The 26,417-nt window shown below is 65.4% G+C and carries 22 protein-coding genes; all 22 read left to right on the top strand.

Translation table 11 applies throughout. The features are described 5' to 3' along the window. Position 1 precedes the first annotated feature (1 nt). Positions 2 to 1,147, top strand: a complete 1,146-nt coding sequence (gene mraY / locus LH390_RS07620; RefSeq protein ID WP_227281878.1) for a phospho-N-acetylmuramoyl-pentapeptide-transferase — start codon at positions 2 to 4, stop codon at positions 1,145 to 1,147. Beyond that, positions 1,147 to 2,592: a UDP-N-acetylmuramoyl-L-alanine--D-glutamate ligase gene (gene murD, locus LH390_RS07615; protein ID WP_227281879.1), complete on the top strand. Its 1,446-nt coding sequence runs from the start codon at positions 1,147 to 1,149 to the stop codon at positions 2,590 to 2,592. Before mraY ends, murD begins: the two co-directional genes overlap by 1 nt. A gap of 150 nt (positions 2,593 to 2,742) precedes the next feature. Then, on the top strand, positions 2,743 to 4,341 hold the full coding sequence (locus LH390_RS07610; protein ID WP_399524407.1) for an FtsW/RodA/SpoVE family cell cycle protein: 1,599 nt from the start codon (positions 2,743 to 2,745) through the stop codon (positions 4,339 to 4,341). Positions 4,342 to 4,397: 56 nt separating this feature from the next. Next, positions 4,398 to 5,525, top strand: coding sequence for an undecaprenyldiphospho-muramoylpentapeptide beta-N-acetylglucosaminyltransferase (gene murG / locus LH390_RS07605; RefSeq protein WP_227281880.1), 1,128 nt, complete (start codon positions 4,398 to 4,400; stop codon positions 5,523 to 5,525). Continuing rightward, positions 5,522 to 6,949 (top strand): UDP-N-acetylmuramate--L-alanine ligase, encoded by a 1,428-nt coding sequence (gene murC, locus LH390_RS07600; protein ID WP_227281881.1) that lies wholly within the window; start codon positions 5,522 to 5,524, stop codon positions 6,947 to 6,949. Before murG ends, murC begins: the two co-directional genes overlap by 4 nt. A 24-nt stretch (positions 6,950 to 6,973) precedes the next feature. After that, positions 6,974 to 7,774 carry a cell division protein FtsQ/DivIB gene (locus LH390_RS07595; protein WP_227326805.1) on the top strand — a complete coding sequence of 267 codons (801 nt, stop codon included), beginning with the start codon at positions 6,974 to 6,976 and terminating at the stop codon, positions 7,772 to 7,774. A 240-nt stretch (positions 7,775 to 8,014) separates the two neighbouring features. Then, entirely contained in the window at positions 8,015 to 9,238 is a 1,224-nt protein-coding gene (gene ftsZ, locus LH390_RS07590) for a cell division protein FtsZ (RefSeq protein WP_227281883.1), read from the top strand. A gap of 58 nt (positions 9,239 to 9,296) precedes the next feature. Then, positions 9,297 to 10,025 (top strand): peptidoglycan editing factor PgeF, encoded by a 729-nt coding sequence (gene pgeF, locus LH390_RS07585; protein ID WP_227282577.1) that lies wholly within the window; start codon positions 9,297 to 9,299, stop codon positions 10,023 to 10,025. 12 nt (positions 10,026 to 10,037) lie between these two features. After that, a complete protein-coding gene (locus LH390_RS07580) occupies positions 10,038 to 10,757 on the top strand; it encodes a YggS family pyridoxal phosphate-dependent enzyme (RefSeq protein WP_227281884.1) in 720 nt (239 codons plus the stop codon). 98 nt (positions 10,758 to 10,855) lie between these two features. After that, the gene (locus LH390_RS07575; RefSeq protein ID WP_227281885.1) at positions 10,856 to 11,386 is read left to right on the top strand and encodes a cell division protein SepF; all 531 of its coding nucleotides are present in this window, start codon (positions 10,856 to 10,858) and stop codon (positions 11,384 to 11,386) included. Positions 11,387 to 11,471: 85 nt separating this feature from the next. Further along, positions 11,472 to 11,762 (top strand): YggT family protein, encoded by a 291-nt coding sequence (locus LH390_RS07570; RefSeq protein WP_227281886.1) that lies wholly within the window; start codon positions 11,472 to 11,474, stop codon positions 11,760 to 11,762. A gap of 285 nt (positions 11,763 to 12,047) precedes the next feature. Further along, positions 12,048 to 12,935, top strand: coding sequence for a DivIVA-like cell division protein Wag31 (gene wag31 / locus LH390_RS07565; protein ID WP_227281887.1), 888 nt, complete (start codon positions 12,048 to 12,050; stop codon positions 12,933 to 12,935). A 164-nt stretch (positions 12,936 to 13,099) separates the two neighbouring features. After that, positions 13,100 to 13,366, top strand: coding sequence for a hypothetical protein (locus LH390_RS07560; protein WP_227281888.1), 267 nt, complete (start codon positions 13,100 to 13,102; stop codon positions 13,364 to 13,366). Positions 13,367 to 13,627: 261 nt separating this feature from the next. Further along, the gene (gene ileS, locus LH390_RS07555) at positions 13,628 to 16,852 is read left to right on the top strand and encodes an isoleucine--tRNA ligase (RefSeq protein ID WP_227288188.1); all 3,225 of its coding nucleotides are present in this window, start codon (positions 13,628 to 13,630) and stop codon (positions 16,850 to 16,852) included. A 419-nt stretch (positions 16,853 to 17,271) separates the two neighbouring features. Further along, positions 17,272 to 20,136, top strand: a complete 2,865-nt coding sequence (gene cas3 / locus LH390_RS07550) for a CRISPR-associated helicase Cas3' (RefSeq protein WP_227281890.1) — start codon at positions 17,272 to 17,274, stop codon at positions 20,134 to 20,136. A 35-nt stretch (positions 20,137 to 20,171) separates the two neighbouring features. Continuing rightward, positions 20,172 to 21,839 (top strand): type I-E CRISPR-associated protein Cse1/CasA, encoded by a 1,668-nt coding sequence (gene casA, locus LH390_RS07545; RefSeq protein WP_227281891.1) that lies wholly within the window; start codon positions 20,172 to 20,174, stop codon positions 21,837 to 21,839. Then, positions 21,836 to 22,486: a type I-E CRISPR-associated protein Cse2/CasB gene (gene casB, locus LH390_RS07540; protein WP_227281892.1), complete on the top strand. Its 651-nt coding sequence runs from the start codon at positions 21,836 to 21,838 to the stop codon at positions 22,484 to 22,486. Before casA ends, casB begins: the two co-directional genes overlap by 4 nt. Before the next feature lie 2 nt (positions 22,487 to 22,488). Then, positions 22,489 to 23,619: a type I-E CRISPR-associated protein Cas7/Cse4/CasC gene (cas7e, locus tag LH390_RS07535; protein ID WP_227288187.1), complete on the top strand. Its 1,131-nt coding sequence runs from the start codon at positions 22,489 to 22,491 to the stop codon at positions 23,617 to 23,619. Further along, positions 23,620 to 24,330, top strand: coding sequence for a type I-E CRISPR-associated protein Cas5/CasD (cas5e, locus tag LH390_RS07530; RefSeq protein WP_227281894.1), 711 nt, complete (start codon positions 23,620 to 23,622; stop codon positions 24,328 to 24,330). After that, entirely contained in the window at positions 24,327 to 24,974 is a 648-nt protein-coding gene (gene cas6e / locus LH390_RS07525; RefSeq protein ID WP_227281895.1) for a type I-E CRISPR-associated protein Cas6/Cse3/CasE, read from the top strand. Before cas5e ends, cas6e begins: the two co-directional genes overlap by 4 nt. 4 nt (positions 24,975 to 24,978) lie before the next feature. Then, positions 24,979 to 25,932: a type I-E CRISPR-associated endonuclease Cas1e gene (gene cas1e / locus LH390_RS07520; RefSeq protein WP_227281896.1), complete on the top strand. Its 954-nt coding sequence runs from the start codon at positions 24,979 to 24,981 to the stop codon at positions 25,930 to 25,932. Further along, positions 25,929 to 26,282, top strand: coding sequence for a type I-E CRISPR-associated endoribonuclease Cas2e (cas2e, locus tag LH390_RS07515; protein WP_227281897.1), 354 nt, complete (start codon positions 25,929 to 25,931; stop codon positions 26,280 to 26,282). The genes cas1e and cas2e overlap by 4 nt, the downstream gene beginning before the upstream one ends. Positions 26,283 to 26,417: the final 135 nt, after the last annotated feature.

Below are 26,417 nucleotides of genomic sequence, written 5' to 3'. Positions count from 1 at the left end.
CGTGACTCAGATTCTTATCTCAGGACTTATCGCTTTCACGGTCTCTATCTTGACCACCCCGGTGCTCATCCGCTGGTTTAGCGCGGAGGGCATTGGTCAAGAAATCCGTGAGGATGGTCCCCGTTCCCACCTGAGAAAGCGCGGGACGCCCACCATGGGCGGCATTGCCATCATGCTGGCGATCACGGTGGCCTATTGTGCGACGGCGCTCATCGGTCTGGCTACCGGCAAGCAGGGCTTTACCGCTTCTGGCCTGCTGGTGCTGGGCTTGACCCTGGGCCTGGGCGGCCTGGGGTTTGCTGATGACTCCATCAAGCTGTTTAAGAACCGCAACCTGGGGTTGAATAAGACCGCCAAGCTGACGGGGCAGCTGGCGGTGGCCATCATCTTCGGCTTCTTGCTGCTGCGGTTCAAAAACTCTGAGGGGCTGACCCCGGGGTCGTCCATGCTTTCCTTCATTCGGGATATCCCCACCGTGGACCTGGCCCTCGGCGGCGGCGTGGGCACCGCGGTGTTCATCGTGTTCATCGTGTTCCTCATCGCCGCGTGGTCCAACGCGGTCAACCTGACGGATGGCTTGGACGGCCTGGCCGCGGGCACCACTGCTCTGGTGATGGGCGCGTATACCCTGTTGACGTTCTGGCAGTACCGCAACTCCTGTGATGAGTCTGTTGTTGCCGGGTGCTATTCGGTCCGGGATCCGCTGGACTTGTCCATCATCGCGGCTGCCGGCCTGGGTGCTTGCGTGGGGTTCTTGTGGTGGAATGCCGCACCGGCAAAGATTTTCATGGGCGATACCGGCTCCCTTGCCTTGGGCGGCCTGGTTGCGGGCTTGTCCTTGGCTTCGCGCACGGAGCTGCTCATGATCATCATCGGCGCACTGTTTGTTCTGGAGGTGTCCTCTGTGGTGATCCAGGTGGCGGTGTTCCGGACGACGGGCAAGCGCTTTTTCAAGATGGCGCCGTTCCACCACCACTTTGAGCATTCCGGCTGGGATGAGATCACGGTGGTGATTCGCTTCTGGATCATCGCCGCGGTGGCGGTGAGCCTGGGGGTGTCCCTGTTCTACGGCGAGTGGCTGGCTGCCACCGGCGATGACAGCGTGGGCCAGTTGCTGTCCTCGGCTACCGGATTGGGGGCGCGCTGATGTCCCACGGCGACGGGCAGCCGGAGGCGCTGCGGCGGGAGCTGCCGGACGAGCTGCCGCAGGAATTACGCGGCCGGATCTTGGTCGCCGGGGCTGGGGTGTCTGGTCGCGGCGTGACCCGCCTGCTGGTTGATCTTGGCGCGCAGGTGGTGGTCGCGGAGGATAACCCGGATGCCATCGCCGCGCTGCGCGCAGAGGTGCCGGACGTGGCCACGTGTGGTGTGGAGCAGGCGCGATTGGCGCTGCGCGATGGTGATCTGGTGGTCACCTCCCCGGGGTGGCGGCCGGATACCCCGCTGCTTGTCGACGCCGCCGCCCGCGGCCTCGAGGTCATCGGCGATGTGGAGCTGGCGTGGCGCCTAGATGCTGCGGGCGTGTTCGGCGCGCCGCGCACCTGGCTGGTGGTCACCGGTACCAACGGTAAGACCACCACCACGGCGATGCTGGCAGCGATGCTGGTGGCGGATGGCCGTGCGGCAAGCGCGGTAGGCAATATCGGGGTGGCGGTTGCGGATGCGCTGCGGGCGACGCCGCGGGTGGATGTGCTCGTGGCGGAGCTGTCGAGCTTCCAGCTGCATTGGGCGCCCCGCCTGGTGCCGGCAGCGGGTGTGGTGCTCAACCTGGCCGATGATCACCTGGATTGGCACGGTAGTTTTGCCAACTACGCGGCCGATAAGCAGCGCGCGTTGCGGGGCCCCGTGGTGGTCCTTGCGCGTGACGATGCCCGCGTGAACGCCACCCCGGTGGCCCCGAACCAGCGGGTCATCGGTTTCAGCGCAGCCCGCCCGGCGGCGGGAGACGTCGGCGTGGTCGATGACCACCTGGTGTACAACGCCGACGGGCACGAGGAGATTCTCGCCCCGGTGGAAGGGATCAATCCCGCCGGGCGGGCGGGGATTCTCGATGCCGCCGCGGCATCCGCGATGGCGCTTTCGCAAGGCGTTGCCCCTGCGGCGATCGCCACGGCACTGGGGCAGTTCCAGGTTGCCGGACACCGGGGCCAGGAGGTCCACCGCGCGGGCGGGGTGTCCTGGGTGGATAACTCCAAGGCCACCAATCCCCATGCCGCTGATGCGGCGCTGACGGGCGTCGATAACGTGGTGTGGATCGCTGGCGGCCAGCTCAAGGGCGCCAGCGTGGATGAGCTGGTGCGTTCGCACGCGCAGCGGTTGCGTGCGGCGGTGGTCATGGGGGTTGACCGCAACCTGGTTGTTGCCGCCCTGACGGAGTATGCACCCCAGGTGCCCGTGGTGGTTGTTGATTCGACTGATCCGGTCGCGGCCATGGAGCAGGCGGTGGCTGCCGCGGCGAGCGCTGCCCGCCCGGGCGATACGGTGCTGTTGGCCCCGGCGGGGGCGTCGTTAGACATGTATTCGGGGATGGGGCAGCGCGGGGATATCTTCGCTGCCGCGGCGCGGGAGGTGGCGGGTAGCTCGTCCCGCTAGGGGCGCCGGGGTGGCTCCTTGTAGGCGGGTGTCGGCCGCTCGTGAGTCGGAGTCGGGGATTGCGGCGGGGACCGCCTAGACTCGGCGGGGCATCCTATGCCGCATCCCCGGGGTGCCCCGGGGCAGAATTCATGGAGGAGGCCAGCATCGATGAGTGACCGGCAACAACAGCGGCCCCGTCGGGCCCCTCGCACCCCGCTGTCGTCGCGTCAAGCCCGCCAGCCGCGGCAGCCTGGCCAGCCGCGCCAGCCCCGGCAGGACCGGCAGGACCGCCAGCCCCGCCAGGCCCGCCAGCCGGGCCGTCCCACCTCGGCCCGCGCGGCGGGACCGGCAGGTCAGCCCCCGCGTGCCGCGCAGCCCGGCGCTGCCGTGGCTGGTGGGCAGCGCCGCTCGTCGGCACTGGGGCGGGCGATCCGCAGCGCGGGCGCCTGGATGGACGGCCGCCCGCTGTTGGATTACTTCATGATCCGCCTGGCCGTATTCGCCCTGACCGGACTGGGCCTGGTGATGGTGATGTCGAGCTCCATGACGTGGTCGATCATTGAGGGCTCCTCGGTGTGGGGTTCGGCCGCGCGGCAGACCGCGATGGTTGGCGGCGGCCTGGTGATGATGTGGGCGTGTTTGAAGATTCCGCCGGTGGCGGTGCGCAAGGTTGCCTGGTGGGTGGTGGGCCTTGCGGTTGTTTTGCTGGTGGCGGTGCTCATTCCGGGGATTGGTACCGGCCGCGCGGAGGTGGGTTCGCAGTCGTGGATTGCGCTGGGCCCGCTGCGGTTGCAGCCCTCGGAGGTGGCCAAGGTGGCCATCGCTATTGTGGGCGCGGATTTTCTGGCTAATCGGCGCATCCAGGGGTCGGGTTTGCGCACCCCGTATACGGTGTATGCGGCGGTGGCGACGGTGCTGCTCATCCTCATCATGGCGGAGGGGGATTTGGGCATGGCGGTGTCTTTTGCCATCGTCGTGGGCTTTGCGCTGTTTTTCGCGGGCGTGCACCGTACGTGGATTGCCGCGGCGGTGGTCATTGGCTTTGTGGGGATGCTGTGGGTGCTGGTTGGTGGCGGCTTCCGCTCCTACCGGTTCCACGTGTATTTTGACGCGCTGATCGGCCATTTTGATGACACGCGCGATAAGGCCTTCCAGTCCTACCAGGGGTTTTTGTCGCTTGCCGATGGCTCCCTGACCGGCGTGGGCCTGGGGCAGTCCCGGGCGAAGTGGTTCTATCTTCCGGAGGCCCACAATGACTTCATCTTTGCCATCATCGGCGAGGAGCTAGGGCTGTGGGGCGGGGTGATCGTCATCGCCTTGTTCGGGGTGCTGGGCTTCTTTGGCCTACGCACGGCGCTGCGCGCGCAGGATCGCTACCAAAGCCTTCTAGCAGCGACGCTGACTGCGGCGGTGATCTCCCAGGCGTTTATCAATATTGGCTACGTGGTGGGGCTGCTGCCGGTGACCGGTATCCAGTTGCCCATGATTTCAGCGGGCGGCACTTCGGCGATTATTACGCTGACGTCCATGGGGTTGCTGGCCAACATCGCTCGGCATGAGCCGGAGGCGGTGTCCGCTATGCAGTCGTATGGGCGCCCGTTGTTTGATCGCCTTTTCCTCATCGCGGAGCCCAGCCCAGCCACCGAGGCGCCTGCCGCTGGGGCACGTGCCTCGCGTATCGACGCCTCCCCTTCCGCACCACAGCGCGCCGCGCGGGGTGCGACCTCGGTGCCCTACCCGCCGGGGCGGCGGCCGCGGCACTACTAGTGTTGTCTGTTGTCCCTGACCCATTGAGTTAGATTCCAAGGAAAGTATTTTCGTTGATGTCCCAACCTCACCAGGATGCGCCGGGTGCGCACGACCCCATCAGCGTGGTCGTCGCCGGCGGCGGCACGGCAGGCCACATCGAGCCTGCCCTCGCGGTAGCTGAGGCACTCCAGGCCAATCATGCGGCACGCGTGACCGCCCTGGGTACCCCTCGCGGATTAGAAAAAGACTTGGTTCCGGCGCGGGGGGTGGACTTGCGGATGATCCCCCCGGTACCTGTGCCGCGCAAGCCCACGCCCGCGCTGCTGGCGCTGCCCGGAAAGGTGGGTGCGGCGGTGCGCGCGACGCGTGCCGTGCTCAAGGATGTGGGCGCGGACGCGGTCATCGGTTTCGGTGGGTACGTGTCTGCACCTGCCTACTTGGCGGCGTCGTCGTTGAGAATTCCTTTCTGGGTCCATGAGGCTAACTCCAGGGCGGGGATGGCCAACAAGCTGGGGATCCGCCTGGGCGGAACCGGCTTGAACGCGGTGGAAGGATCTGGAATCCCCGGCGAGGTGGTGGGCGTGCCCATCCGCCGCGGCCTGACTGGCGATCGCGCCGGGGAGGCTGCCCAGCGCGGCCGCGAGCAGTGGAACCTGGATCCGGATCGGTCCACGGTCTTTGTCACCGGCGGCAGCCAGGGTGCGGCCAGCCTGAACGCGGCCCTGGCCGGCGCGGTGGACAGGCTGGTTGACTCCGGGCTGCAGGTGCTGCACGCGTACGGCAAGAAGAATGACCAGCCGCAACCCCACGAGCACTACACGGCGGTGCCGTTCATCGAGGACATGCAGGCCGCCTATGCCGTTGCTGACCTCATCGTGTGCCGCTCGGGCGCGATGACGGTGGCGGAGGTGACCGCGGCCGGGCTGCCGGCGATTTACGTACCCCTGCCGCACGGAAACGGGGAGCAGGGCCTCAACGCCCGCGACGCGGTGGCCGCCGGCGCCGCGCGCATCCTCGCAGATGGTGACCTCGACGCGGACCGCTTTGTCGCCGAGGTGGACAGCACTCTTTCTGATCATGGCGCCTACCAGCAGATGCGGGCGGCCGCCGTGCGCGAGGCCGCGACGGACGTCGCCGACGTGATCGCGCAACGCATTGTCGCCGGGGTTGCCCGCCGACGGGGAAAGGACACGCACAAATGAGCCTCGATCGCGTCCATTTTGTGGGCATTGGCGGCGCCGGCATGTCCGGGCTGGCGCGCATCCTCCTGGACCGCGGCGCCGTGGTCTCAGGCAGCGACCGTGCGGAATCGACGGTGCTCGATGACCTGCGTGCCGCCGGCGCCCACGTGGCCGTGGGCCACGATGCCGCCCACCTGAGCCTGTCCGGCCAGCTGCCGGAGGTGGTGGTCATCTCCTTTGCCGCCATCCCCGCCGATAACCCCGAGCTGGTGGCCGCCCGGCAGGCCGGAATCCCGGTCATCCGGCGCTCTGACCTGCTGGCCCAGCTCATGGAGGGCTACCGCCAGGTGCTCATCGCGGGCACGCACGGCAAAACCTCCACGACGTCCATGGCGGTGGTGGCCATGCAGGCCGCCGGACTGGATCCCAGTTTTGCCATTGGCGGCCAGCTCACCGCCACGGGCCTGGGTGCCCACCACGGCACCGGCGATGTTTTCTTGGCCGAGGCCGACGAGTCGGACGCCTCCCTGCTCAGCTACGCGCCGACGGTCGCCGTGGTCACCAACATCGAGCCGGACCACCTGGACTTCTTCGGTTCGCCAGAGGCCTATTTTGCGGTCTTTGACCAGTTCCTCGAGCGCATCGTCCCCGGCGGGCACGTGGTGGCCTGCCTCGATGACACCCACGCCGCCCAGCTTGCGCGGCGGGCCCTGGACCGCGGCATCGCCGTGGCCGGCTATGGCACCGCTGAGGCGGCCGCGGCCCACCCGGACGTGCCCTGCGTGGCGCAGGTAGTCGATGTTGACCACTCGGCGCACGAGTCGCGGGCCACCATTGAGCTGCGCGGCGAGCAGCACACCACCGAGGTGTCCGTCTCCATGACCGTGCCGGGCATGCACATGGTGCTCAACGCCACCGCGGCGTTGCTCGCCGGGGTGCTCGTGGGCGGCCAACCGGAGGCCTTGGCCGCCGGCCTGTCCTCCTTCGGCGGGGTGCGGCGCCGCTTCGAACCGAAAGGCCAGGCCGGGGGAGTGCACGTTTATGATGACTACGCCCACCATCCCACGGAGGTCACGGCGGTGTTGGCCGCCGCGCGCGGCCGGCTGGCGGCGGCAGGCGAGGGCAACCTTGTGGTTGTCTTCCAGCCGCACCTCTACTCGCGCACCCGGGAGTTTGCCGCCGAGTTCGCGGCTGCCCTCTCGGCCGCCGATACGGTGATTCTGCTCGAGGTCTACGGCGCGCGCGAAGAGCCCATCCCGGGCGTGAGCTCCCAGCTCATTGCCGATGGCGTCGACGCCACGACGGTCATCGTGGAGCCGGACTTCGACCGTGCCGCCCAGGCTGCGGCGCAGGCGGCGAAGCCGGGCGACCTGGTGTTGACCGTGGGGGCAGGATCCGTGACCACGCTGGGTCCGCGGATTGTGGAGTTGTTGAGCGCACGGTAAGTGCGCACGAGGGACGAGGCGGCTATGGACTACAACACGCACGGGGAGCACCCGCAGGAGCACGACGTTCGGACCAACACGTCTCGACGCCGCGACCCCTCCGCCGCCCAGGACACCGCCGCCGCGCAGCCGAGCGATGCGCACGCGGTACTTCCGCGCCGCCGCTGGCCGCGCCGCCTGGCCGTGGGTGCGGGGGCGCTTATCGTCGTGCTCGCACTGGCGGCCGGGGTGGTGTGGATGTGGCCGGTGCTGCGGGTATCGGAGATTACCGTGTCCGGCAACCGGCAAGTCAGCGTCGAGGACGTGGAAAACGCCAGCGGCGTGGTCACGGGCATGAACCTGGTGCGCGTGGATGAGGCAGCGGCTGCCCGTGCGGTGGCCGCGGTGCCGTGGGTGGCCTCCGCGACGGTGTCGCGGTCCCTTCCTGGGACCGTGGCCATTGAGCTTGAGGAACGCACCGTCGTGTTGTTCCATCGGGAGGGCCCCGGCCAGCCCGTGCTCGTAGACAGCCAGGGCATTGGGTTCGTGCGTGCGGATCCGGCCCCGGGGGTCATCGAGGCAACCGGCAAGGCGTCGGAAGACGCCGCAGGCCTGGAGGCGATGGCCCAGGTGGCCGCGAGCCTGGAGGAGCCCGTCAGGGGGCAGGTCGCCCGGATTGCGGGGCCGGATTCTGAGCAGCTGGAATTGGTCCTGACTGACGGGCGCACCATCTTTTGGGGCACGGCACAAAACTCCCACGACAAGGCCCGGGCAGTGCACGCCATCCTGGGCCGCGAGGGCGCGCACTGGGACGTGTCTAATCCCGCCTTGGTCACCGTGCGCTGAGGGCGGGCCAGGCGCGAACCCTCAAGTAGTGGTTGAGACAGGCGACACGCCGCCAAAAAATGTCCGCCAACTGCGCGGGCTTATCGCACATGATGGAGACACCTTCGAAGGCGCGCGGCGTCTCGGCCACAACCGTGCAGCGCAGCCGCCGCCGACGCGCGCACCCGCCGACTAAGGGGGGAGCGCACCATGACACACTTTTATGCTTAATTTCCAGACTGAAAGGCGAGACCACCACCCATGACCTCCCCGAATAATTACCTCGCCGTTATCAAGGTCGTCGGTGTTGGCGGAGGCGGCGTCAACGCCGTCAACCGGATGATCGAAGAAGGGCTCAAGGGGGTGGAGTTCATTGCCGTGAACACCGACTCCCAGGCCCTGATGTTCTCTGACGCGGACGTCAAGCTCGATATCGGGCGCGAGGCGACTCGTGGCCTGGGCGCCGGGGCCAACCCGGAGGTCGGGCGCGCCTCGGCGGAGGACCATAAAAACGAGATTGAAGAGTCGCTCAAGGGCGCCGATATGGTCTTTGTCACCGCCGGTGAGGGCGGCGGCACGGGCACCGGCGCGGCGCCGGTGGTCGCGGGTATCGCTAAGAAGATGGGTGCGTTGACCATAGGGGTAGTCACGCGTCCGTTTAAGTTTGAGGGCAAGCGCCGCACCCGCCAGGCCCTCGATGGCATCGAGGAACTGCGCGCGGTGTGTGACACCCTGATAGTGATTCCTAACGATCGCCTCCTCCAGCTTGGCGACGCCTCCCTGTCGATGATGGAAGCCTTCCGCGCGGCCGATGAGGTGCTGCACAACGGCGTGCAGGGCATCACCAACCTGATTACCACCCCGGGCATGATCAACGTGGACTTCGCCGACGTGCGCTCTGTCATGCACGATGCCGGCTCCGCCCTCATGGGCGTGGGCTCTGCCCGCGGCGACAATCGCGTCATGGAGGCCGCACAGCAGGCCATCAACTCCCCGCTGCTGGAGTCCACCATGGAAGGCGCCCACGGGGTACTACTTTCCGTGGCCGGTGGTTCGGACCTGGGGCTCCAGGAAGTCTATGAGGCATCCTCCATGGTCGAAGAGAAGGCGGACGATAACGCCAACATCATCTTCGGCACCATCATCGACGACAACCTAGGCGACGAGGTCCGAGTGACCATCATCGCCACCGGCTTCGACGCCGCCAGCAACGCGATCTCCAGCGTGGAGGACAGCCAGGACACCGGCTCGCACGCCACCCAGGAGGCCGCACAGTCGCACCCCACCCCGGCGCCGGACACCCACCGCAGCTCCCTGTTCGGTGAGGACGAGGACCGCGCCGCGGATCAGGCCCGCCACCGCCTGGATCGCCGCGCCACTCCGACGCGCACCGGAACGGACTCCGGGCTGTTCACCCACGGCAGCTCCTCGCGTCCCGCCCCGTCCGGCGAAGACGAGCTGGATGTGCCGGACTTCCTGCGGTAATCTGCGCCAGGTGAACTCGCGCACTTCTCCGGCCGACACACTCCGCGCGCGCAAGGTGATGACCACCCGCGCGGGAGGCGTGTCGGCCGCGCCGTATGGGTCCTTCAATCTGGGGGCCCACGTGGGCGACGATGCCGCGGACGTTGCGGCGAATCGGCGTCGATTAGCGGGGGCCGTAGGGCTCGATCCGGGGGCTTTGGTGTGGATGGAGCAGATTCACTCCGCCACCGTCACCGTGGTGCACGAACCCACAGCAACCCCCGTGGAGGCCACCGACGCCCTGGTGACCACGCAGCCGGGACTGGCACTGTGCGTCCTGGTTGCCGACTGCGTGCCCGTGCTGCTGTCTGACCAAGCCGCCGGCGTCATCGCCGCGGTCCACGCCGGGCGCATGGGGGCGCGCAACGGCATCGTCGCAGCCGCCGTGGCCACCATGGTCCAGCTGGGGGCCCAACCGGAGCGCATGCACGCGCTGCTGGGCCCAGCCGCCGGCGGGCAATCCTACGAGGTTCCGGAGGCGATGGCTCGCGACGTCGAGGCGCACCTTCCCGGATCCCTGTGCCGCACCCAGCGGGGCACGTGGGGGCTGGACGTGCGCGCCGGGCTGGAGCGCCAATTGTCTAGCCTGGGTGTGCAGGCCGTCGACGTGGATCCGCGCGATACGGTCACCGATTCGGATTTCTTTTCTTATCGCCGGGAGGGCGTGACGGGGCGCCAGGCCGGTGTGGTGTGGCTGGACGGTGCGCCCGGACAGACCGAACAGCCCGGACAGCACGGAGAGCGTTAGGAGGCTTGTGGCATGGCTCAGCATGGATCGCGGCGCCAGGAGTTGGCGGACAATTTAGCGGCGGTGCGCCAGCGCATCCGGCAGGCGGAGGAGGCCGCAGGCCGCCCGGCAGGCAGCGTGACCCTGCTGCCGGTGACCAAGTTCCACCCCGTGGCGGATGTGGCCGTGCTCGGCCAGCTGGGGGTGCGCCAGGTGGCGGAGAACCGGGAGCAGGAGGCGCGCGCGAAGGCCGCCGAGCTTCCGGATATGGGATTCGTGATGATCGGCCAGGTGCAAACCAAAAAGGCCAATTCGGTGGCGCGGTGGGCGCAGGCGGTGCATTCGGTGGATTCGGTCAAGCTCGCCGCCGCGCTGGATCGCGGGGTGCAGCGCGCGTGGGCGGATGGGCAGCGTGCGCAAGGCGCCATCCTTGACTGTTTTGTGCAGGTCAGTGCGGATGGGGATCCGGCTCGTGGGGGAGCGGCTACCGGCGATGTGGAGGCGGTTGCGCAGGCGATCCTGGCCGCGGAGGGACTCGCGCTGCGCGGGCTGATGTGTGTGCCCCCATTGGGTGCCCAACCGGAAGTAGTTTTTAGCGAACTTCGGCAGCGTATCGACGCCCTGAGTCTCACCCTGGGCACACCACTACAGATGTCCGCGGGAATGACAGCGGACTTGGATGAAGCAATTGCAGCCGGAACTGACATTGTGCGTGTCGGAACCGCAATCATGGGTCCGCGGCCGATAGCCTGAGCGCGATAATACGTAAACCAATTCACAGGCCGCGCGGTACGCATTGCGCCACAATGACCACACACGTACTAAGCGCCACGCGAAGGGGAATAACACCGATGTCGATCATTAAGAACGCTAAGGAATTCTTTGGACTTGCGCCCCTTGATCCTGAGATGGATTCGGAGGCCGCGTACTACGCAGAAGAGTCCACCTATGGCGCGCACGGCTCGGCCGCCTATCAGCCGGCATATCGCGCCCCGCGTGAGGTTGCTGATGACTATGACACCTACCGCGAAGACCGCAGCTACGCCGCTGGCGCCGGACGCTACGGAGAGCCGGAGGCGGGCTACAGCCCCGCCGCGCCGCGGACTGGTTCCAGCTATGCCCCGCGCGTGGTGGCGGTGCGGCTGACCTCCTACACCCGGGCGGCCAGCGTGGGCGAGCCCTTCCGCGATGGGGACGCCGTGGTCTTTGACATGAATGACATGGAGTTTTCTGAGGCCAAGCGGGTCATCGACTTCGCCTCCGGCCTATGCTTCGCCCTACGTGGGGAGATGAAGAAGCTGGACTCTCGCGTCTTCGCGTTGGTTCCTGCCGGGGCCGCGGTGTCCACCGTGGACCTGGAGGACGCGGCGCGGCGCGCCTAGTGGCTGACGGCGCCCCGCGGGGCGTCGGCACGCGGCATGTGGGCCTCCATGAGCGGTGACCGTGCCTCGGATAGGGTGGGTGATCGTGAATACTCTCGGACTTGGTCTACTTGTCTTGATCCGTCTTTTTGAGCTCGCGCTCATCGTGCGCATCCTCATTGAGATGATCCAGTCTTTCTCCCGCCAGTTCACCGCCCCGCGGTGGTTCATGGTTATTGCGGAGGCATTTTTCGTGGTGACTGATCCTCCGGTGAAGCTTGCGCGGAGGGTCATTCCGCCCCTCAACTTGGGGGCAGTAGCCTTGGATATGTCCGTGATTGTTGTGTTTTTGCTGTGCATGTTGCTGCGCATGGCGGTCGCCGTAATACTACTGTGACCTGCAGATTTGTCCGATCTGCGGCCTGTTGAGGCGCCTGTTGCGGGGGGAAAGTGGGGAAATAATGGAACTGATGGGGTGCTTGTGGCGTGCCAACAACGTATGCTGTGGTGTGGCAGTTGCCTGAACAAGAACTAGAGAATTATCTGAGGGCTTGACGCAGAGCCAGTGTTCAACGCGCTACACTGGCATGCGTTAAGTAATAGAAGTACAAGGAATCGCAACGCGGGCACCCTCGCCTGCGCTAGAGCCCCGTCGGGGCGATCGAACTCGAAGGGAAACCCAATGCCGCTGACTCCAGCTGACGTGCATAATGTCGCATTCAGTAAGCCGCCGATCGGTAAGCGGGGGTACAACGAGGACGAGGTTGATCAGTTCCTGGACCTCGTCGAGGACACCCTGGCTCAGCTGCAGGAGGAAAACGACGACCTACACCAGCGCGTCGAAGAGCTCAAGGCCTCCGGTGCCGGTGTCGGTTCTGTCACCCACATCAAGCAGGCTGATGAGTCGGCGCTGCGCCGGGAGATCGAAGACCAGCTGCGCAGCGAGTACGAGCTGCGCCTGTCTGAGGCCAAGCAGGCCGCACAGCAGGCAGAGTCTGAGGCCCGCTCCGCCCGCATGGAGGCAGACAAGGCCCGCCGTGAGGCCAATGAGCGCGCCAGCGCCAGCTCCATGGGTGCGGCCAGCCACGCCTCCGCCGCCGAGGCCTCCGCTGAGACTCACATGCAGGCCGCCAAGGTCCTGGGCCTGGCCCAGGAGATGGCCGATCGCCTGACGTCCGAGGCGCAGATGGAATCCAAGTCCATGCTCTCCGAGGCCCGCCAGGCGGCAGAAAGCCAGCTGTCTGAGGCAGACCGCAAGGCCCGCAGCCTCGTCTCCGAGGCGGAGCGCCAGTCCGAGCGCACGCTCACCGACGCCCGCACCCGCGCCGACGCGCAGGTCAAGCAGGCCGAAGAAAAGGCCGCCGCACTCCAGCAGGAGGCGGAGCGCAAGCACTCCGAGATCATGTCCACCGTCAAGCAGCAGCAGACCGCCCTGGAGGCGCGCATTGCGGAACTGCGTACCTTCGAGCGCGAATACCGCACCCGCCTGAAGACCCTCCTGGAGAGCCAGCTCGAAGAGCTGGAGACACGGACCACCTCCGCGCCGCACTCCAGCCTGAAGGGCAACTAACAGCCAGGCCTGCTACCAGGCAGCTGCACGCTGTACTTGCACACCCCCGCGCCAGAAGGCCTAAAGGCCTGGCGCGGGGGTGTGTTAGATTGTTGGGCGTCCATCGCTGTGAGGACGATCCCGCGCGCTCGGCGCGGGGTGTGGATCACAAACAAAGGAGCGCCGTGATGCTCGTTGCTGCCATGGTTTTGGCGGTGCTCGCCGCCTTCGTGTTGGTAGCCCTGATAGTGCTGCGGGATACTTTCCTGTTATTGATCCTGTTCCCCTTAGTGGTGGCGGGGATCGTGGCGCTGCTTCTTGACGCCGTGATCAAGCACCGCCGCGATCAGCCCGCCGGCGGCGCACACGAGCACCACGGGGAGGCACCCCGGGCGGGCGAGATGGACCGCACTGACGAAGCAGACGATTCCACCGGGGATGACTGGCTCTAGGCCCACCAGGGGAGTAGGATATCGGGCATTGTGTTGATCCGGCTATCACCGGGGAGCTTTCGGAAGAACAGCGCGCCGCACCAGCACGGCCCGCGCGCCCAGTAGAACCGGACGTCACAAGGGGACGAGACCTCCTTTACCCACCAATGAAGTGGCCCAGGCACACCGTCAGGTAGGCCGGGGCAAGCAGGGTGGTACCGCGCGGCAAGACGGCCGCGTCCCTGCACGCACCAGCGAGTGAGTAAAGGAAGGCGTGCACGGATGGATCAACACCACGAATCACACGGGGTGGGCAAGGTCTACCCCAAGGTAGACATGACCGGGGGTTCGGCGAAGTTCCCGGACATGGAACACCAGGTTTTAGGCTACTGGGCTGAAGATGACACGTTCCAGGAGTCCCTGCGCCAGCGCGCGGGTGCCCCGGAATACGTGTTCTATGATGGCCCGCCCTTTGCCAACGGGCTGCCGCACTACGGCCACCTGCTGACCGGCTACGTCAAGGACATCGTGCCGCGCTTTAAAACGATGCGGGGCTACCACGTCCCGCGCGTTTTCGGGTGGGACACCCACGGCCTGCCCGCCGAGCTGGAGGCGGAAAAGCAGCTGGGCATCAAGGACAAGGGCCAGATCGAGGACATGGGCCTGGCCAAGTTCAACGAGTACTGCGCGGAATCGGTGTTGCGCTACACCGAGGAGTGGAAAGAATACGTCACCCGCCAGGCCCGCTGGGTGGACTTTGATAACGGCTACAAGACGATGAACCTGGGCTACATGGAGTCCGTCATCTGGGCCTTCAAGCAGCTCTATGACAAGGGCCTGATCTACCAGGGCTTCCGCGTGCTGCCGTACTCGTGGGCCGAGCACACCCCGCTGTCGAACCAGGAGACCCGCCTGGATGACTCCTACAAGATGCGCCAGGACCCCACCTTGACGGTGACCATGCCCATCACGGGCGCGGCCCCGGGTACCCCCGGCGAGCAGACGCTGGCGGAGCATCCGGAGTTGGGCAGTGCCGCCGCGATCGCGTGGACGACCACCCCGTGGACGCTGCCTTCTAACCTGGCGCTGGCGGTCAACCCCGCGGTGGACTACGTGCTGGTGCGCGTGGGCGAGGACGGTGCCGCGGGCTTTGTGGGCGCCACGCTGCTGGTGGCCGCGGACCTTCAGGGCGCTTATGCCAAGGAGTTCGGCGAGTCTGCGCAGGTGCTGGGCACGTTCCGCGGGGCGGACCTGGTGGGGCTGACCTACAAGCCCGTCTTTGACTACTTTGCGGACCGGGCGGAGCAGGGTGCTTTCCGCATCCTGGGCGCTGATTACGTCACCACTGAGGACGGCACCGGCATCGTCCACCAGGCCCCTGCCTTTGGTGAAGACGACATGAATACCTGCAATGCTGAGGGCATCGAGGTGGTCATCCCGGTGGATATGGATGGCAAGTTCACCTCGCTGGTGCCCGAGTATGAGGGCCTGCTGGTCTTCGACGCGAACAAGCCGATCATCAAGGACCTGAAGGCCGCGGGCCGGGTGCTGCGCCAGCAGACCATCGAGCACTCGTATCCGCACTCGTGGCGCTCCGGTGAGCCGCTGATCTACATGGCCCTGCCCAGCTGGTTTGTGGCGGTGACTAAGTTCCGCGATCGCATGGTGGAGCTCAACCATGAGCAGATCGAGTGGATGCCGGAGCACGTGCGCGACGGCCAGTTTGGCAAGTGGCTCGAGGGCGCGCGCGATTGGAACATCTCGCGGTCCCGGTACTGGGGCTCCCCGATCCCGGTGTGGGTGTCTGACAATGATGACTACCCCCGCGTTGACGTCTACGGTTCGCTCGACGAGCTGGAGCGTGACTTTGGGGTGCGGCCGACCTCGCTGCACCGGCCCTACATCGATGAGCTGACCCGCCCGAACCCGGATGATCCCACAGGAAAGTCCACCATGCGCCGCGTCCCGGACGTGTTGGACGTGTGGTTCGATTCTGGTTCCATGCCGTTTGCGCAGTTCCACTACCCCTTTGAAAACAAGGAGTGGTTCGAGTCCCATTCGCCGGCGGACTTCATCGTGGAGTACATCGGCCAGTCGCGCGGCTGGTTCTACCTGCTTCACGTGCTGTCGACGGCCCTGTTTGACCGCCCGGCCTTTAAAAAGGTGGTCGCCCACGGCATCGTGCTGGGCAATGATGGCCTGAAGATGTCCAAGTCCAAGGGCAATTACCCCAACGTCAATGAGGTCTTTGACCGCGACGGCTCTGACGCCATGCGGTGGTTCCTCATGAGCTCGCCGATCCTGCGCGGCGGCAACCTGATTGTCACGGAGCAGGGCATCCGCGAGGGTGTGCGCCAGGCGCTGCTGCCCATGTGGAACGCGTACAGCTTCTTGCAGCTGTATTCGTCGCAGGAGGCCACGTGGTCAGTGGATTCGACGGATGTGCTGGATCGCTACATCTTGGCCAAGCTGCATGATCTGGTGGCGGGCGTGGGCCAGGCGCTGGATGATACTGATGTGTCTGCGGCCTGTGACCAGGTGCGCTGGTTCTGCGACGCGTTGACCAACTGGTATGTGCGCCGGTCCCGGGAGCGTTTCTGGGCTGGCGATGCCGGCGAGTCTGCCGCGGGTGACCAGGATGCGTTTAACACGCTGTACACGGTGCTGGAGACGCTCACCCGCGTAGCCGCCCCGTTGTTGCCCTACATCAGCGAGGTCATCTGGCGCGGGCTGACTGGCGGGCGGTCGGTGCACCTGACCGATTACCCGCATGCGCAGGATTTCCCGGCTGATCCGGAGCTGGTGGCGGCGATGGATGCGGTGCGGGCGGTGTGCTCGGCGGCGTCGTCAGTGCGCAAGTCCCACAAGCTGCGCAACCGTTTGCCGTTGCCCACGCTGACCGTGGCGGTGCCGCAGGCGCAGCGTCTGGAGCCTTTTGTGGACATCATCGGCGATGAGGTAAACGTGAAAAAGGTGGTGCTGACCAGCGACGTCGACTCCGTTGGCCGGTTTGACGTGGTGGTCAACGCCAAGGTGGCGGGCCCGCGCCTGGGTGGCGATGTGCAGAAGGCCATCAAGGCGGTCAAGGCGGGCAACTACGAACGCGTCGGCGACACCGTGGTTGCGGATGGCATTGAGCTGCGTGCCGACGAGTTCACCGAGCGCCTGGTCGCCGAGGACCCGGATTCCACCGCGCGTGTCGACGGCCTCGACGGCCTGGTGGTGCTGGACATGCAGCTCACCGAGGAGCTGGAGGCCGAGGGCTGGGCCGCCGACGTGGTGCGCGGCCTCCAGGACGCCCGCAAGGCCGAGGATTTTGAGGTCACCGACCGCATCAGCGTGGTGCTCAGCGTCCCGGCGGACAAGGCCGAGTGGGCCCACCGCCACGCGGAGGCCATCGCGGCCGAGGTTCTGGCCACCTCCTTTGAGGTCCGCGAGGAGACCCAGCCCCAGCCGGGCGACCACGAGGTGGTGCCGGGGGTGCGCGCCACCGTCGCGCGCGTCTAGCGGCTCCACGCTTATCGACGCCCCGTCGGCCCGGCATCGCTGGGACCCGGCGGGGCAGCAGGTGCAGGGGTGGGCCTGTGAACTGGACCTTCACATCGCGGGGGTGTGCGCATAGTCTGCACCCTGCGACGTGACGGGGGCGCTGGGGAGTGGGGGAGAGGGGGAAGAAAAAACCCCGCTTACGCGGGGATGGGCTTGATGCACCTTGTTACATGGGCTCATCCCTGCCTTGGCGGGGATATGCAATGCGTCACATTCTAAAACGAATGAGACTTGTTGCTTTCTTATATCAAGCCTGCTCTTGCTAAGTATAGCCCCTTGGTGGGGATGGTTTGGCGCGAGAGCAATTTCTAAAGATGTAACAAGGTGTAGAAAAGCTGGTAAGCTAGGCCGTGTTGACCTGCTGAAAGGGGTCGACGATGACATCGCATAGCGCCACGGTCCTGGGCCCTCGCGCACGGACCTTTGCCGCCGCGGCCACGGGCTGGGTAGACCGTCTGGGTCCGGCCGCACGGTCCGTGTGGGCCAAAACCTCAAAGACGGGGGAGGGGGACTTGCGGTTGCCCCAGCACATGGTGGATTCCGCCTGTGTGGGGGTTGCGCTATGGGAAGGGTGGGTATCGGACTCTCTTCAGGCATATCTGTGTTCTCGCCTGGGTGTTACGGCGGGGGAGGCGCAGGGGTTAGTCGCCTTTATGTGTGGCGTGCACGACGCGGGCAAGGCGTCAATCTCATTTTTGATCAAGGTGGAAAAGGGGGCTGAATACTCCTACCTTATCGATGATGCCGTCGCCGCGGGGCTGCCTGTGGTCGGCGAACGGGAGCTTCCTAACTTCACGCTGTATCACCCCATGGCCTCCCTGGGCATTCTCGAGCGCTGGCTGTGTAAGCCCGACCGTGCGGTGCCGGAACGCGTCGCGCGCTACCTGGCCACCATTGCCGGCGCCCACCACGGCATTCCGGTATCGGAGGAACAGCGCGACAAAATTAACCGGATTTTCAGGCGCTATCCCGCGCAGTGGGTGGCAGTCCATGATGAGCTCCTGGACGCCATGGAGGAGATGTGTGGCGTGGCGCAGGTGTTGCCGCGGCTGACTCGCGACGCCGTCTCCGCCGACGTTCAGCAGGTGCTCACCGGCCTGGTCATCATGGCGGACTGGATTGCTTCTAATCAGGATGCTTTTCCCCTTGAGGTGGATCCGGATCAGGAGCGTCGGGTGGCCGCGGGGATGGCGCGGGTGGACCTGCCCGGGCCCTGGCAGCCGCGGGAGCTTTCCGCGGAGGAGATTGCAGACCCGGATGCGTTGCTGCGTGCCTCCTTCCGCTGGACTGGGGGGCGCAGTGCGCGCCCGGTGCAGGAGGCTGCGGTGCGGGCGGCGGCGTCGATAAGCGGGCAAACGCTGATGATCATCGAGGCCCCCACGGGCGAAGGGAAGACCGAGGCGGCGCTGTCCGCGGCGCAGGTGATTGCCCAGCGCACGGGCGCGCAGGGGGTGATGCTGTGCCTGCCCACCATGGCCACGGCGAACGGGCTGTTCGTGCGGGCGCTGGAGTGGGCGCGCGTCAATACGGCTAGCGGTGAGGTGTCCTCGCTGTACCTCGCGCACTCGAAGAGCGCCCTGAATAAGGATTATGGCCAGCTGCGCCACAGCAACATCGGGCCGGACATGCCCAGCGAAGACGGCGCGGTGGTGGCCAGCCAGTGGCTGTCCGGGCGCAAGAAGGGGCTGCTCGCGGACTTTGTGGTGGGCACCATCGACCAGGCGCTCATGGCCTGCCTCCAGCAGCGCCACGCGATGCTGCGCCACCTGGCTCTGGCCGGCAAGGTGATCGTATTAGATGAGCTGCATGCGTATGATGCGTACACCTCTGAATACATAAAGGCCCTGCTGGGGTGGCTGGCCCGCTACGGCGCCAGCGTCATCGTGCTCAGCGCCACCCTACCCCCAGCCCAGCGCCGTGCCTTCGCGCAAGCCTATGACCGCGAGCTGCCCGGCCACACCGGCGACTGCGGCACTGACGCCACCGGCTACCCGCTGATCACCTGCGTCACGCGCGACGGCGTCAAGCAGCTCCCCGTCACCCCGCGCCCCACCGACGCGGCCATTGCCATTGAGCTTATCGACGACCCCCTCCCCGAGCTGTCCCGTCACGTCACCGCGGCCGTCGCCGAGGATGGCGGCTGCGTGCTGATCATCTGCAACACCATCGCTCGCGCCCAGGAAGCCTACCGGCACCTGGCGGACCTCTTCCCAGGCGAGGTGGAACTCCACCACGCCGGCTTTATGGCCTGGCAGCGCGCCGAACGCGAAGACGCCCTGCGTCGCGCCCTGGGCCCACAGGCCCACCGCGGCGGTACGGGAGCAGACGTGCGGCCGTGGCGGCGCATCGTGGTAGCCACCCAGGTGGCAGAGCAGTCCCTGGACATTGACGTGGACCTGCTGGTCACAGATATGGCACCCATGGACCTGCTCATCCAACGCATGGGGCGCATGCACCGCCACCAGCGTCCGGAAGCTGACCGCCCGGCCAACCTGCGCCACCCGCGCACGCTTATCCGCGGCATCCGCAACTATGACGGCCACACCGCGGCGCCCGACTGGGACTTTGGCACCGCCGCCATCTATGACCCCGCCATCCTGCTGGCCAGCCTGGCCATCCTGCCAGAGACCTTCCGCCGCCCCGACGACATCGAAGACCTGGTGCGCCGCGCCTATAGCGAGCACCCAGACATCCCGGAGGCCTGGCGGGAGGCGTGGCAGGAAGCTGAGGTGGCCAGCCGGGTGGCTAAGGAGCAGGCGCGCGCCCGGGCGGGCACGTTCCGCATGCCCGGGCCCCGCGAGGGCGAAACCCTGGCCGAGTTGTACGCGATGATGCAGAAAGACCACAACGCCGAACAGGAGGAACGCCGCGGCCAGGCCCAGGTGCGCGACATCGAGCCCGCGGTGGAGGTCATCCCCATCATGGACACCCCCACCGGCTACCAGCCGCTGGGCTGGCCGGGCGGGGAACTCGACATCGCCGATGACGCGCAGCTGAGCGACTCAGTGGCCTTCCGCCTGGCCACCAGCACGGTGCGCCTACCGCTGCGGGTGACAAAAAGGAACTTTGAGGAGGTGATCACATTGTTGGAGCAAGCCACCCCCGTCGGGTGGCGCCAAGATCCCAAACTACGAGGTCAAGTGGCCCTGCGGCTCGATGATGAATACCGCATCACACTTGGCAAGACCCCCCTGCGTTACACGGATGACGTAGGCCTCGAAATAGAAAGCAACACCCCATGACAACCCCACCCACCCCCACAAGAAAGGAGGAGGAGATGACACGCTTTAGCCTGCTGGACGAACCATGGATCAACTGCCATGATGCCCAAGGCGCCACCGTCACCGCGTCCATCAGAGACATCTTTGACGGCAGCGTCACCGCCGCGCGGATCGTGGGCGATTCCCCCACACAGGACTACGCCGTGCTGCGCGTGCTGCTGGCCATCTTCTGGCGAGCCCACCAGCCGGATTACACGGATATTGGCGGCTCCACGTTCCACATGGACGAGTGGTTCACCCGCGTATACAACCAGCTGAGCGCCACCGGCCGCGACGAGCAAGTCCTGGACTACCTCAACGCCTACGAGGATCGCTTTAACCTCTTCGACCCCACCGCCCCGTTCATGCAGGTTGCAGACCTGCACACGCAAAGCGGCAAGGTGTCGGAGATTCGGCGCATCGTGCCCGAGGCAGAAGGTCGCTTTTTCACCATGCGCAGCGGCGCCGGACGGGAAACCATCACCCCGGCCGAGGCCGCACGCTGGGTCATCCACTGCCATGCTTTTGACTACTCCGGCATCAAGTCCGGGGCGGTTGGCGATGACCGCGTCAAGGGCGGCAGGGGCTATCCCATCGGCACCGGGTGGACCGGCATGACCGGCGGCACGGTGGTCCATGGCGAGAACCTGCTGCACACTATGCTGCTCAACACCACCCGGGAATGCCTGAAACACCCGACCGATAAGCCGGTGTGGGAGCGCAGCGTCGACTCCGCTGCGGAGCGCATCTATAACCAGCCCAGCGAGCCGATCACTCCCCAAGGCCCGGCCGACCTAGCCACCTGGCAGACCCGACGCATCCGCCTGTACCGCAATGAAGAAGGACTGGTGGACCAGGTCCTGGTCTCCAATGGGGACAAAATTGCGGCGGCCGGGGCCAACGTCATGGCAGACCCCATGACGCCGTACCGGTGGAGCAAGAACAAATCGACTGCCACCGAGACGATCTACTACCCGCGACCCTACGACGCGGAGCGCACCACCTGGCGGTCCCTCGACGCCATGCTGGCCTGCGAATCGGACGCATTCGTTGTCCCCGGTAAGAAGGACCAGCCGCCGAAAAGGCCGGACATCTTCAACACGCTGGCGGACTATGACAAGGGACCCGGCGTGCCGGAGGTGCTTAATACACAGATCGTGTCTGTGGAGTACGGTCCGCAGTCTGCCATCATCACCAGCACCGTCGATGGCACGCTGGGCATTCCGCTGCATCTTCTTGCGCAATCCGCCGAGGACATCCGGGAAGACATTTCCGACGCCGCCCGCGCCACCGTGGACGCAGCCGTCAGCCTGGGCTCTTTTGCTGGCAACCTCCTGGTTGCCGCGGGAGGAGAGTACGCCTTCGGGTCCAGCGCAACGGACCGCGCCCTCCATGAACTAGAGCCGATTTTTCTCCGCTGGCTTGCCCGCATCACCCCGGAGAATGTCGAAAAATCTGCTGAGGGTTGGCAGCACGTGGTGCGCCGGGCGATCAAGGAGCACGCGGACATCCTCCAGCGCGGTGCCGGCCCCAAGGCGATGATCGGCCGGCAGGTGTTCCAGAACGCCGAGGACACCAAGGGACGCTTTGTCACCAGCGCCACCGCGCGCAGTCTTCTGGAGCGCAAGCTCAACCAGGATTTGCCGCTGACGGCGCCTAAGAAGAAAGAAAAGGAGCAGAAATGACCTCTCCAAAGACTTGGGAGTGCGATCACGAACCACGAGTAGCCCCGCTTCAGGTCGCAGTCGCGAAGACTGCCGAGAGGCTGCAAAACAACCTTCTCAACCCGACGAAGCGGGTGGAGGAGGCCTCCGCCCGGCATGCTTTGGCACGACTGCGCAGCCACCTCAGCGGGAGTCTGGCCATGAGTCCGTTAGCCATCGAGGACGTGCTCATGACGCTGTGCCCGCGTTTGGAAGAACGCGCGCTGGGCAAGGGGGATGCGCCCTCGCCCTCAGAGCACGCCGCCTTCCAGGCCCTGACCATGTTTGCCCTGCACATGCAGGGGGCGACCACCCCGGCGCACACGGAGGAGCGATCCTTCGCGCGTGCGTGTGGTGTTCTCACGGCACGCCTGGAATCAGATTCCATCAAACCGCGCTTTGATGCTCTGCAGCTCAGCCGCGATGAGCGAGTGCAGCGCATCCACCTGCGCTCCATGATCACCCTGTTGCGCGGCGAGAAAATCTCCTTTGACTACGGGAAACTCGCTGTGGATCTGCGCAATCTTGCCTATGCCGACCGCAACAGAGACGTACTGACTACCTGGGGCCGAGAATTTGCCTTCGGCGCCATCTACCCCACCACCTCAACCCAGAAGGGAAACAACTAACCATGAGTCTTGTCATCGACATTCACGCCCTGCAAACCTTCCCGCCCAGCCTGATCAACCGGGATGACACCGGTGCTCCCAAGACCGCCAACTTCGGTGGCGTGCCCCGGCAGCGCATCTCCTCCCAGGCCGCCAAGCGAGCCATTCGCCGGTACTTCCAGGAGAATGTGGATTCCCAGCTGGTGGGCACCCGCAGCAAGCGCATCCCCGGTCAGATCATCACCAAGGTCCGCGCCGAAAAGCCAGAGTGGGATCCTGCTGAGGTGACCGCCCGGGTGGAGCAGTTGTTCAAGGATGCAAAGATCAAGGTGTCCACCCCGAAGGCCCCGAAGAACCAGGACGCGGATCCTGATGAGAAGAAGGAGATCTTCCCGGAGACCGGGTACCTGCTGTTCTTGAGCCCGCGTCAGATTGACAATGCGGTGGCGGCTATCGTGAACGCAGACGGTGAAAAGATCGGTCCGAAGCGCGCCAAGGAACTGTTCGACACCGAGCACTCCGTGGACATCGCCATGTTCGGCCGCATGGTCGCCGATGATGCCGCCTACAACGTTGACGCCTCCGTTCAGGTCGCTCACGAGATCTCTGTGCATGCAGAGACGCCAGAGGTGGATTATTTCACCGCCGTGGATGATCTGGCCGCCAGTGTGGAGGAAACCGGCGCCGGAATGATCGGCACCGTGCAGATGATCGCCTCGACCATGTACCGCTTTGCCACCGTCAACGTGGAAGCCCTGGCGGACAACCTCGGCTCCATGGAGGCTGCGGCGAACGCCAGCGAGCACTTCATCAACGCCTTCATCCAGTCCATGCCCACCGGCAAGCAAAACACCTTTGCCAACAACACCCTGCCGGAGTTGGTGTATGTGACGGTGCGCGATACCCGCTCGATCTCCCTGGTCAATGCTTTTGAAACGCCGGTTAAGGAGGGCGATGATCGGGGACGGCGCCGCGCGGCAGCGGAGGCGCTGGCGCAGGAGGAACGGGACGTCGAAAAGGTCTATGGGTTTGTTCCCAAGGCGGCGTTTGTCCTCGCCCTGGGCGATCTGGCGGAGCCTTTCGACGGCCTGGCACAATCCGTCACCTTCGCGCAGATCGGCTCGGCGGTGCGCGACGCGCTCGAGGTGAACTAGATGGTTGCCTCCCTGTTGCTCCTACTCAAGGGGCCCATGCAGTCCTGGGGAGACGAGTCGCGCTACAACACCCGAGCCACCGCTGCCACGCCGTCCAAGTCTGGGATCGTGGGACTCATCGCCGCAGCTCAGGGCCGGCGCCGCACAGATCCCGTAGAGGATCTGGCCGCGCTGCGCCTCGCGGTCCGGGTTGACCAGCCCGGAAACCTGTTGCGTGACTACCAGACCGCCCAGCAGTGGCTGACTCATCCCGACAAAGCGGCGTCGTTGATCACCCGCTACTACCTGTCCGATGCCGCCTTCGTTGCCGCGGTGGAAAGCCCAAGCAGGCAACTGCTGGAGGGCATTGCGGATGCTTTGCGACGCCCCGCGTTCCCCCTGTACCTCGGGCGGCGATCCTGCCCCGCGCCAGTCAACCTGGTGCTGGGAATCGAGGACACCGACGCGGTGACCGCACTCCAGCACCAGACGACCTGGTACGCCACGCAGGCGCACAAGCAAGAGCGCGGCAAGCACGTCTCATTACCCATCTACCGGGACGCTCTTCCCGGCGAGCCGGGAGCCGTGCAACGTCAGGATGTACCCATCTCCTTTTCCCAACAGCACCGCCAGTACGGGTGGCGCGGAGTAGTACTCAGCGACTACGTATCGGTGGACAACAGCCAGTGGGGACATGAAGACGGGATTATGGAGGCGGTGTTGGGAGCATGACCACCTTTAGCAAATTCCTGCTCAACCCCAACCGGCGCACAGCCCGAAAGCTGCTGCTGGATCCGCAGAAAATGCACGCCACCGTGCGCGCAATGTTCCCCCCGGATCTAGATGAATCAGCCTCCCGTGTCCTGTGGCGGGTGGATGCCAGCGAGCATCACCACACCCTCTACGTTGTGGGCCCAGAAAAGCCTACCGTGGTCCAAGACATGGAAGACTCCGGCTGGGACACCCGCCCGCCGCAGATCGCGGACTACACCCGCTTGCTGGATTCCCTGCGCAAGGGCCAACAGTGGCGCTTTGATTTGGTGGCAAATCCCACCTATTCAGAGTCCCAGGGTGCTGGGAAGCGCGGAAAGATACGGGCGCATGTCTCAGCCCCACACCAGCTGGAGTGGCTCTACGCCAAAGCCCCGCACGCCGGATTCCAGATCAGCGAGGAAGCTGCGCAAGTGGTAGGCCGCGGCGGGCTGGACTTCTACCGTGGCCACGCGGGAGCAAGGAACCGGGTTCGCCTGGTCACCGCCCGCTTCCACGGAGTCCTCGAAGTCACCGACGCCGAACAGTTGCGTCACACCCTGACCCACGGCCTCGGACGAGGCCGCGGCTACGGATGTGGCCTGCTGACACTGTCCCGAAGGTAAGAAGATGACCAACCCCAGCCAAGTACCGTTAAGTAGGCGCTCATTGGCAACAATGAGCGACAGGCTCTCTTTCCTTTACGTTGAACGGGCCACCGTGCATCGTGAAGGAAATGCCCTGACCATCACAGATCAGCGCGGCACGGCACACGTGCCAGCGACCCAACTAGCGGTACTACTGCTGGGGCCGGGCACCCGCATCACCCACTCCGGGATGTCCCTGCTTGGCGATAGCGGCACCAGCGCCGTCTGGGTAGGGGAGAAGGGCGTGCGCTACTACGCCCACGGCCGCTCCCCAGCACAATCCTCCCGCATGGCGCTGGCCCAAGCAGAAATTGTGACCAACCAGCGCAAACGCCTGGCATGCGCGCGGGAGATGTACGCCATGCGCTTCCCCGGAGAAGACGTATCCCGGCTGACCATGGCGCAGCTCCGTGGCCGTGAAGGCGCACGGATGAAAAAGATCTACCAAAAGGAAGCCGACAGGGTAGGGGTCTATTGGAATAGGCGATCCTATGATCCGGATGATTTTGATTCCTCCGATCCCACAAACCAGGCCTTGACTGCCGGTTCAGCTGCACTCTACGGCATCACCCATGCGGTGATTGTGGGCCTGGGCTTCATTCCCTCATTGGGAATAGTCCACACAGGAAAAGACCGAAGCCTCGTCTACGACATTGCTGACTTATACAAAGCCGAAGTGAGCATTCCCGCTGCATTTGATGCGGCCACTGGCGCCCACGGAACGCCCGGCACAGCAGTGCGCCGACTGGTGAGAGACCGAATAGTGGACCAAAAACTACTCCCCAGAATGGTAGCTGACCTTCAGAAACTGATGAGGATCCCTGAAGAACTGCTCACCATGGACGCGAAACTCTATCTCTGGAGCGAACTCGAAGTGATCGCGGCCGGGGTCAATTGGGGAGCAGACTCGGATCACTGGGATGGGGCTACATCGTGATGGTCCTCGTTGTGACCGCCTGTCCCGCAGGATTACGCGGTGACCTAACAAAGTGGGTCATGGAAATCACCCCTGGGGTCTTTGTTGGGGACCCAAGCGCTCGAGTACGCGAAGAAATCTGGGAGCGAACAACCGAACTTTGCAAAGACGGTAGAGCGCTACTCATTTGGAGTACAAACAACGAGCAAGGAATGGAATACCGCACCCACAGGCATGACTGGGTCCCCACCGACTTTGATGGACTGACACTGATGATGCGCCCGCAGAAGGATCGCCAGGGCCCAAAGTATGGGCAGCGAACCGGGTGGAGCATTGCCAGAAACGCGAGGCGGCAGCGCAACCGATCCTGAGTTCGCCGGGTGCTTATGTCGAGGACCTAGAAGACGAACACGTCCTCGACTGAGCTCTCTTGCCCTCGATCACGTACCAGTTGAGGGCCGCCGACGGGACTGGAGCTGGAAGCAAGTTATATCTAAACTGGGGTG

The organism is Corynebacterium uberis, assembly GCF_020616335.1.
Taxonomy (GTDB): domain Bacteria; phylum Actinomycetota; class Actinomycetes; order Mycobacteriales; family Mycobacteriaceae; genus Corynebacterium; species Corynebacterium uberis.
Note: the sequence above shows the minus strand (reverse complement) of the source record. Positions and strands in the feature narration are given on the sequence as shown.